This is a genomic window from Pseudomonas sp. PS01301, from assembly GCF_029960215.1.
Taxonomy (GTDB): domain Bacteria; phylum Pseudomonadota; class Gammaproteobacteria; order Pseudomonadales; family Pseudomonadaceae; genus Aquipseudomonas; species Aquipseudomonas coleopterorum.
This window is the reverse complement of sequence record NZ_JASCPM010000017.1, coordinates 85989-92351: the sequence shown is the minus strand read 5'-3', so window position 1 is coordinate 92351 and position 6363 is coordinate 85989. Positions and strand designations below refer to the sequence as shown.

Here is a 6363-nt window from a genome sequence, read left to right as displayed (position 1 = left end):
GCCGATGACCGCTCCTACAGAGGTGCTGGATTCCCTGTAGGAGCGGTCATCGGCCGCGAAGGGCTCACCGCGTATTCGGCAGCGTCGCGATGAGGGTTTTGCCGCCAACGAAGGGGCTTCGTTGGAACCTGCGCGGGTGGCCTGCAGTCCAGATCTGCACCACGCACACAGGGAACCACGCCGTGAAAGTAGGCATCATTTCCGACACCCATGGCCTGCTGCGGCCCGAGGCCGTGGCAGCGCTGCAGGGTTGTGAACGGATCATTCATGCCGGCGACATCGGCAAGGGTGACATCGTCCAGCACCTGGCTGCCATCGCTCCGGTGCAGGTCGTTTCGGGCAATAACGATGTCGGCATGCCATGGGCCGATTCGGTGGCGGATGTGCTGCATTTCGACCTCGAAGGCTGGCCCACCTTGCTCATCCACGACATGGCCGACGTACCCGCTGCATTGCGCAGCGACACCCGCTTGGTCATCACCGGCCATTCGCACAAGCCGCTGATCCAGTGGCGCGGCGAGTGCCTGTACATCAACCCCGGCAGCGCCGGCCGCCGCCGCTTCAAGCTGCCGGTCACCCTGGTCGTGCTCGATGTGCAGCCCCACGCCCTGCAACCGCAACTGATCGACCTGCTGCCCTGAACCGGACGCTCAACGCACCAGCGAATCCGAGCCGATCTCGGCAATGGATTTGGCCCCGGTCAACACCATGGCCACGCGCATTTCCTTTTCGATCAGATTCAGCAGATTGCTCACGCCGGCACCGCCAGCCACCGCCAGGGCATAGATGAAGGCGCGGCCCAGCAAAACCGTATCGGCGCCCAGCGCAATCATGCGCACCACATCCAGCCCGCTGCGGATACCCGAGTCGACCAGTATCGCCAGATCGCCCTTCACCGCATCGGCGATTGCAGGCAGGGCTCGGGCGCTGGACAGCACGCCGTCGAGCTGGCGTCCGCCGTGGTTGGAGACGACGATGCCATCGGCACCGAAACTCACGGCATCGCGGGCGTCCTCGGGGTCGAGAATGCCCTTGATGATCATCGGTCCATCCCAGAATTCGCGGATCCACTCCAAGTCCTTCCAGGAAATCGACGGATCGAAATTGCTGCCCAGCCAGCCGATGTAGTCGGCAAGCCCGGTAGGGTTGCCACGGTAGGTGGAGATATTGCCCAGGTCGTGCGGCCGGCCGTGCAGGCCCACATCCCAGGCCCAGGCCGGGTGCGTCACCGCTTGCCACATGCGCCGCATCGGCCCGTTGGCGCCACTCATGCCCGAGTGCGCATCCCGGTAGCGTGCGCCGGGCACCGGCATGTCGACGGTGAAAATCAGCGTCTTGACCCCGGCGGCGCGAGCGCGCTCCAGGGCGTTCTTCATGAAACCGCGATCCTTGAGCACGTACAGCTGAAACCACATCGGCCGGGAAATGGCTGGGGCGACTTCCTCGATCGGGCAGACCGACACCGTTGACAGCGTGAACGGAATACCCTTGGCATCCGCTGCCTTGGCCGCCTGCACTTCGCCACGACGGGCAAACATGCCACACAGACCGATCGGCGCGAGCGCCACCGGCATGGCCAGGGTTTCACCGAACAACTGCGTTTCCAGACTCAACTCGGACATGTTGCGCAGCACCCGCTGACGCAGGGCGATATCGGCCAAGTCGCTGACGTTGCGCCTCAGCGTATGCTCGGCGTAAGCGCCGCCGTCGATGTAGTGGAACAGAAAGGGCGGCAGGCGACGTTGCGCAGCGGCGCGGTAGTCGGTGGAAGCGGAAATGATCATGGGCGCGTCATCCTCCGCATAGCGAGGGCAGGCTGGGCCACAGGTGTCATCGGCATGGTTCGGGTTCCCCGATTGTTGTTGGAGGTCTGCCAGCAGTGAATCCGAATTGGTATGACCAATTTACAATTCGTTGGCTACAGATTAAGAGCGGCGCAGGGCGTCTGTCAATTTGCCCGCCTGCGGGGATGTTCGGCGAGAGGAATAGACACCGCAGTGGTCTATCGGCTACCTACCTGAACACCAGGCCTTCACACCCATGAACACCCCTCGCATCGGCTTCGCCTGCCAATACCGACATTCGATTCGCGCCCTGACCCTGGCCGAACTGAAGCTCATCGAAGGCGCCTACAACCCACGCACCACTACCCTGCGCTGGATGAACAGCGTCGCCACCCAGGTGGCCCACGAGAAACTTCAGGAAGTGATCACCCACAACCTGCAAGCGCAGCTGCAATTGCTCGATTACGTGGCGCAGCTGCCCGAAGCCCTGCGCATGCTGCGCCTGAGCAGCGACCTGCTGCCGTTCTACAGCCATCCGCAGGTGGCAGCGTTCTACCAGCAGCCCGAACGTCAGGCCTGGCTGGCAGAGCGTTTCGCGCAGATGGGCGATCGCGCGCGCAGTGCCGGCATCCGCCTGTCTTTCCACCCCGGTCAGTTCTGCGTGCTGGGCTCGGACAAACCCCCGGTCGTGGAAAACAGCCTGGCGGAATTCGAGTACCACGCCGACATGATCCGCATGATGGGCTACGGCGTGCAGTTCCAGGATTTCAAGTGCAACGTGCACATCGCCGGTCGCCTCGGCGCCGAGGGCATCCGCGCCATCTGGCCGCGTTTGTCGGAGGTGGCGCGCCGCTGCATCACCTTCGAGAACGAGGAGAAAACCTACGGCGTCGACGACTGCCTGCAACTGGCCGACCTGGCACCGGTGGTGCTGGATATCCACCACTGCTGGATCAACGAGAACGACTACATCGCCGTGGACGATCCCCGTGTGGATCGCATCATCGACAGCTGGCGGGGCGTGCGGCCGGTCATGCATTACTCGCAGCCTCAGGAGCGCCTTCAGGAACTGGGCTTCACCGCCGAGCAGAAGCTGGAGATGGGAGCGCTGCTGCAGGTGGTCTCCAAGCGTGATCTCTATGGCCACAGCGAACTGATGTGGAATCACTGGACCAACCGCTACGCCCTGCAGTTTCTCGAGCGCTTCGACATCATGTTCGAAGCCAAGCACAAGAATCAGGCGACGCTGGCGTTCTACCAGAGTTACATGCTGTAACCACTGCGCACCTCCCAGGAGGCCGAACCCAGAGCGGTGGCATGGGTCTGCATTGATGACTATCGACGCCTGCACACTCGAGGAATCCTTGCATGACGCCCACGCCGGTTACCGCTGTTTCCCTGCTGCACACCCGTGGACCACGCCGATGACGGATCAAGCGACCCACTCACTGGCCTTCGACCATTTCGAACTCGACGACGAGCAGCGCCGCGAAGCGCTGTTCACCTTGGCCAACGGAGTGATCTCGTGGCGCGCATGTTCGCCCGAAGCCTGCGCCGTGCCGCGTCCAGAGGGGCATTACCCCGGCCTCTACCGTGCAGGCTGGTACGACGATGCCGCGCGCCAGGTCAACAGCACCACGACCCATATTGCGGCCTTGGTCAATCTGCCCGACCCCTTTGGCCTGACCTTTTCGCTGAACGAGCAGCCATGGTTCGAGCTTGCCGAAGACACCCTGCGCAGCTATCACCAGCACGTCGACATGCAGCGCGGTGTACTGACCCGTCGGTTGTCGTTGCTGCTGGGCGGGACACCGGTCGAGCTGGTAGAGACCCGCTTCGTCAGCCTGGCCAATGCGCAACTGGCGGTGCTGCGCTGGGAGCTGCACGCGCAGACACCGCTGACTGGCCTGCGCGTGCGTGCGACGGTGGACAACAGCCGCGGCAACTACCTGATCGAGCGCGACCGCGACTACGAAGGCCGACGCCTGCGCAGCCATCGCTGGGAGCACCTGCCCGACGGCCGGGCAGGGGTGGTGGCGACCCTGGAGGACCCATCGCGCAAGGTGGCGGTGGCGGTGCAGACCGTAGCGCCGTGCCAGTGGCAGGGTCAGGTGGTGGACGATCGCCTGGTGCAGGAGGGTACGGTGGAGTGGCCCGAGCAAGGCCCGCTGGTGCTGGAAAAGCGCGTCATCGTGCAGGTCGATGACGAATTCCATGGGTTGTCCAGCAGCATGGCGGCATTGCCCGACGCCCCCTATGCAGCGTTACTGACCGCCCACCAACAGGCGTGGCAAGACACCTGGGAATACGGACGCATCCGCGTGGCCGATCCGGCAGTGGATCATCCGCTGCAGTTCGCCGGATGGCATATCCAGCAAACGGTTTCGCCGTTGAGCATCGGCCGTGACCTGGGCTTTCCGGCGCGCGGCTGGCAGGAAGGCTATTTCGGCCAAGTGTTCTGGGACGAATTGTTCGCCTTTCCACTGTTCGCCACACACCGTCCGGAACTGGCCAGTTCACTGCTCGACTACCGCCACACACGCCTGCCGGCCGCGCGGCGTCGAGCGGCCCGATTGGGCTACGGCGGTGCCATGTTTCCCTGGCGCAGCGCCCACGACGGCGAAGAGCAGACCCAGCCGTTCCAGTACTACCCGCTTTCCGGTCACTGGGTGCCCGACCCTACACACTTGCAGCGCCACATCGGCTCGGCCGTGGCCTACGACGCCTGGACGCTCTACCTGGCGACCGGCGACGAGCAGCAACTGGCCGGCAAGATCGGTGATCTGATCATCGAAGTCGCGCGTTACTGGGCCAGCGTGGCCCGCTATGACGAGTCTCGGCAACGCTATGTCATCGAAGGTGTGATCGGCCCCGACGAGTACCACAACGCTTACCCCCATGCCGAGCAACCGGGCCTGGACAACAACGCCTACACCAACCTGATGGCCGTCTGGACCCTGTGCCGCGCGCTGGAAGTGCTACATCGGTTGCCCACCGTCCTGCGCGAGGACCTCGTCGAGCGCCTGGCGCTGCGCCCCGACGAGGCATCGCATTGGGAGCATGTCAGCCGCAACATGTTCCTGCCGTTCACCGCCGATGGCGTGCTCGACCAGTTCGAAGGCTTCGACAGGCTGCAGCCCGCGCCGGACGAGTGGAAGCGCGAAGACAATCCGCGCCTGGACTGGATGCTCGAAGCCCGGGGCGATCACTGCGACCACTATCAGGTGAGCAAGCAGGCCGACACCCTGATGCTGTTCTACCTGCTGTCACAGGATCAGTTGCAGGCGCTGTTCGACCGCTTACGCTACCCATTCGACAGCGACATCGCCCGGCGGACCATGGACTATCACCTGGGCCACGTCTTCCACGAATCCAGCCTGTCGAAAACCGTCTGCGCCGGTGCGCTGGCCCACACCGACAGCGACGCCTCGTGGACGTACTACCAGCATTGCCTGCGCACGGATCTGGACGCCAAGTCCGACAGCGGAGTCCGCGAGGGCGTGCACCTGGCGGCGATGTCCGGCGCGCTGGACGTCATGCAGCGGCATTATCTGGGCGTGTGTCCGGCGGTGGAAGGGTTGCGGGTGTTCCCGACGCCACCGCACGGCCTGGGCGACGTCAGCCTCGCCGTGCAGTTTCATGGACAATGGGTGGACGTGACGCGGGTCGATGAAGTGATCACCGTGCACCTGCGGGCGCTGTCGACCCAGGCGATTACCTTGATTCACGCGCTGGGCACGGAACAGCTCGAGCCCGGCTCGTCGGTCAACGTCATCGGCTGAGTTCAGCGGGCGGCGATTACGGCTTCAGGACGCCTCATCGATCGGCGCAATCAGCTCGGCACCCTGATTGCGCACATTGCCAACCGCCTTGCCCACCGCGTGCCATCGAAAGTCGGCCACCGGCCGGCCTTCGTGCTGGGCGATCTCAATACTGCGCTCGGCACTCAGGTCGGCTTCCAGCCATTCCTGTGCCTGCTCCGGCGCCAGCACCACCGGGCGGCGGTCGTGGATGTCGACCATGCCTTCATTGCTGGCATCGGTGATGATCACGAAACCATCGCCTTCACCGGGCTCAAGCCCCGGCGTGACCTGAGCGAGGGCGGCGAAGAACATCGGCTTGTCGTCCGCAAGATGAATGAACCAGGGTTGTTTCTTCTTCGGGTCACCGGCGTCCTTGACCCATTCATACCAGCCGTTGGCGGGTATCAGCACGCGCCCATTGGGCCACAGCTGCTTGAAGAACTTTCCGGTCGCGACCGTCTCGACCCGCGCGTTGATTGGGGCAGGGCGCTTGCCCTGGGCCCAGAACGGCGCCCAGCCCCACTTCACCGAATCGATCGACAGGCCCTGCTCGGTGCCCTGCAACACCATGGCCCGCTGCGTCGGCGCGATGTTGTAGCGCGCCTGCGGCTGCGGGTCGACATAGCTGATGACCTGCTGACGCGGGGCCAATTCACGCAGATAGATGTCCATCGCTTCGTACATCGAGTAGCGACCACACATGGTGTTCTCCGTCAGATTGTCGCGGTCTCTTGTTGACCTCCAAGGTCGTACAAAGTTAACTGTATATTCGTACA

Annotated in this window: 5 protein-coding genes; 3 read left to right on the top strand and 2 right to left on the bottom strand. The window is 63.8% G+C overall.

All coding sequences use genetic code 11. The features are described 5' to 3' along the window. Positions 1–182: 182 nt before the first annotated feature. Positions 183–641, top strand: a complete 459-nt coding sequence (locus QMX89_RS11540; protein ID WP_056842444.1) for a metallophosphoesterase family protein — start codon at positions 183–185, stop codon at positions 639–641. A gap of 9 nt (positions 642–650) precedes the next feature. Here the strand turns inward: QMX89_RS11540 and lldD are convergent, their stop codons facing one another. After that, positions 651–1784 carry an FMN-dependent L-lactate dehydrogenase LldD gene (lldD, locus tag QMX89_RS11535; RefSeq protein ID WP_282348253.1) on the bottom strand — a complete coding sequence of 378 codons (1134 nt, stop codon included), beginning with the start codon at positions 1782–1784 and terminating at the stop codon, positions 651–653. Positions 1785–2040: 256 nt separating this feature from the next. On the opposite strand from lldD, the gene uvsE reads away from it, so the two are divergent. Further along, the gene (gene uvsE / locus QMX89_RS11530; RefSeq protein WP_191999748.1) at positions 2041–3060 is read left to right on the top strand and encodes a UV DNA damage repair endonuclease UvsE; all 1020 of its coding nucleotides are present in this window, start codon (positions 2041–2043) and stop codon (positions 3058–3060) included. A gap of 148 nt (positions 3061–3208) precedes the next feature. Beyond that, entirely contained in the window at positions 3209–5566 is a 2358-nt protein-coding gene (locus QMX89_RS11525; RefSeq protein WP_282348252.1) for a glycoside hydrolase family 65 protein, read from the top strand. A gap of 24 nt (positions 5567–5590) precedes the next feature. Here the strand turns inward: QMX89_RS11525 and QMX89_RS11520 are convergent, their stop codons facing one another. Continuing rightward, complete coding sequence (locus tag QMX89_RS11520; RefSeq protein ID WP_282348251.1) at positions 5591–6289, bottom strand: SOS response-associated peptidase family protein; 699 nt, start codon at positions 6287–6289, stop codon at positions 5591–5593. Positions 6290–6363 lie beyond the last annotated feature (74 nt).

Coding starts and splice junctions, on each gene's coding strand:
- lldD (WP_282348253.1), bottom strand. CDS start 1,784: ATGATCATTTCCGCTTCCACCGACTACCGCGCCGCTGCGCAACGTCGC.
- uvsE (WP_191999748.1), top strand. CDS start 2,041: ATGAACACCCCTCGCATCGGCTTCGCCTGCCAATACCGACATTCGATT.
- QMX89_RS11525 (WP_282348252.1), top strand. CDS start 3,209: ATGACGGATCAAGCGACCCACTCACTGGCCTTCGACCATTTCGAACTC.
- QMX89_RS11520 (WP_282348251.1), bottom strand. CDS start 6,289: ATGTGTGGTCGCTACTCGATGTACGAAGCGATGGACATCTATCTGCGT.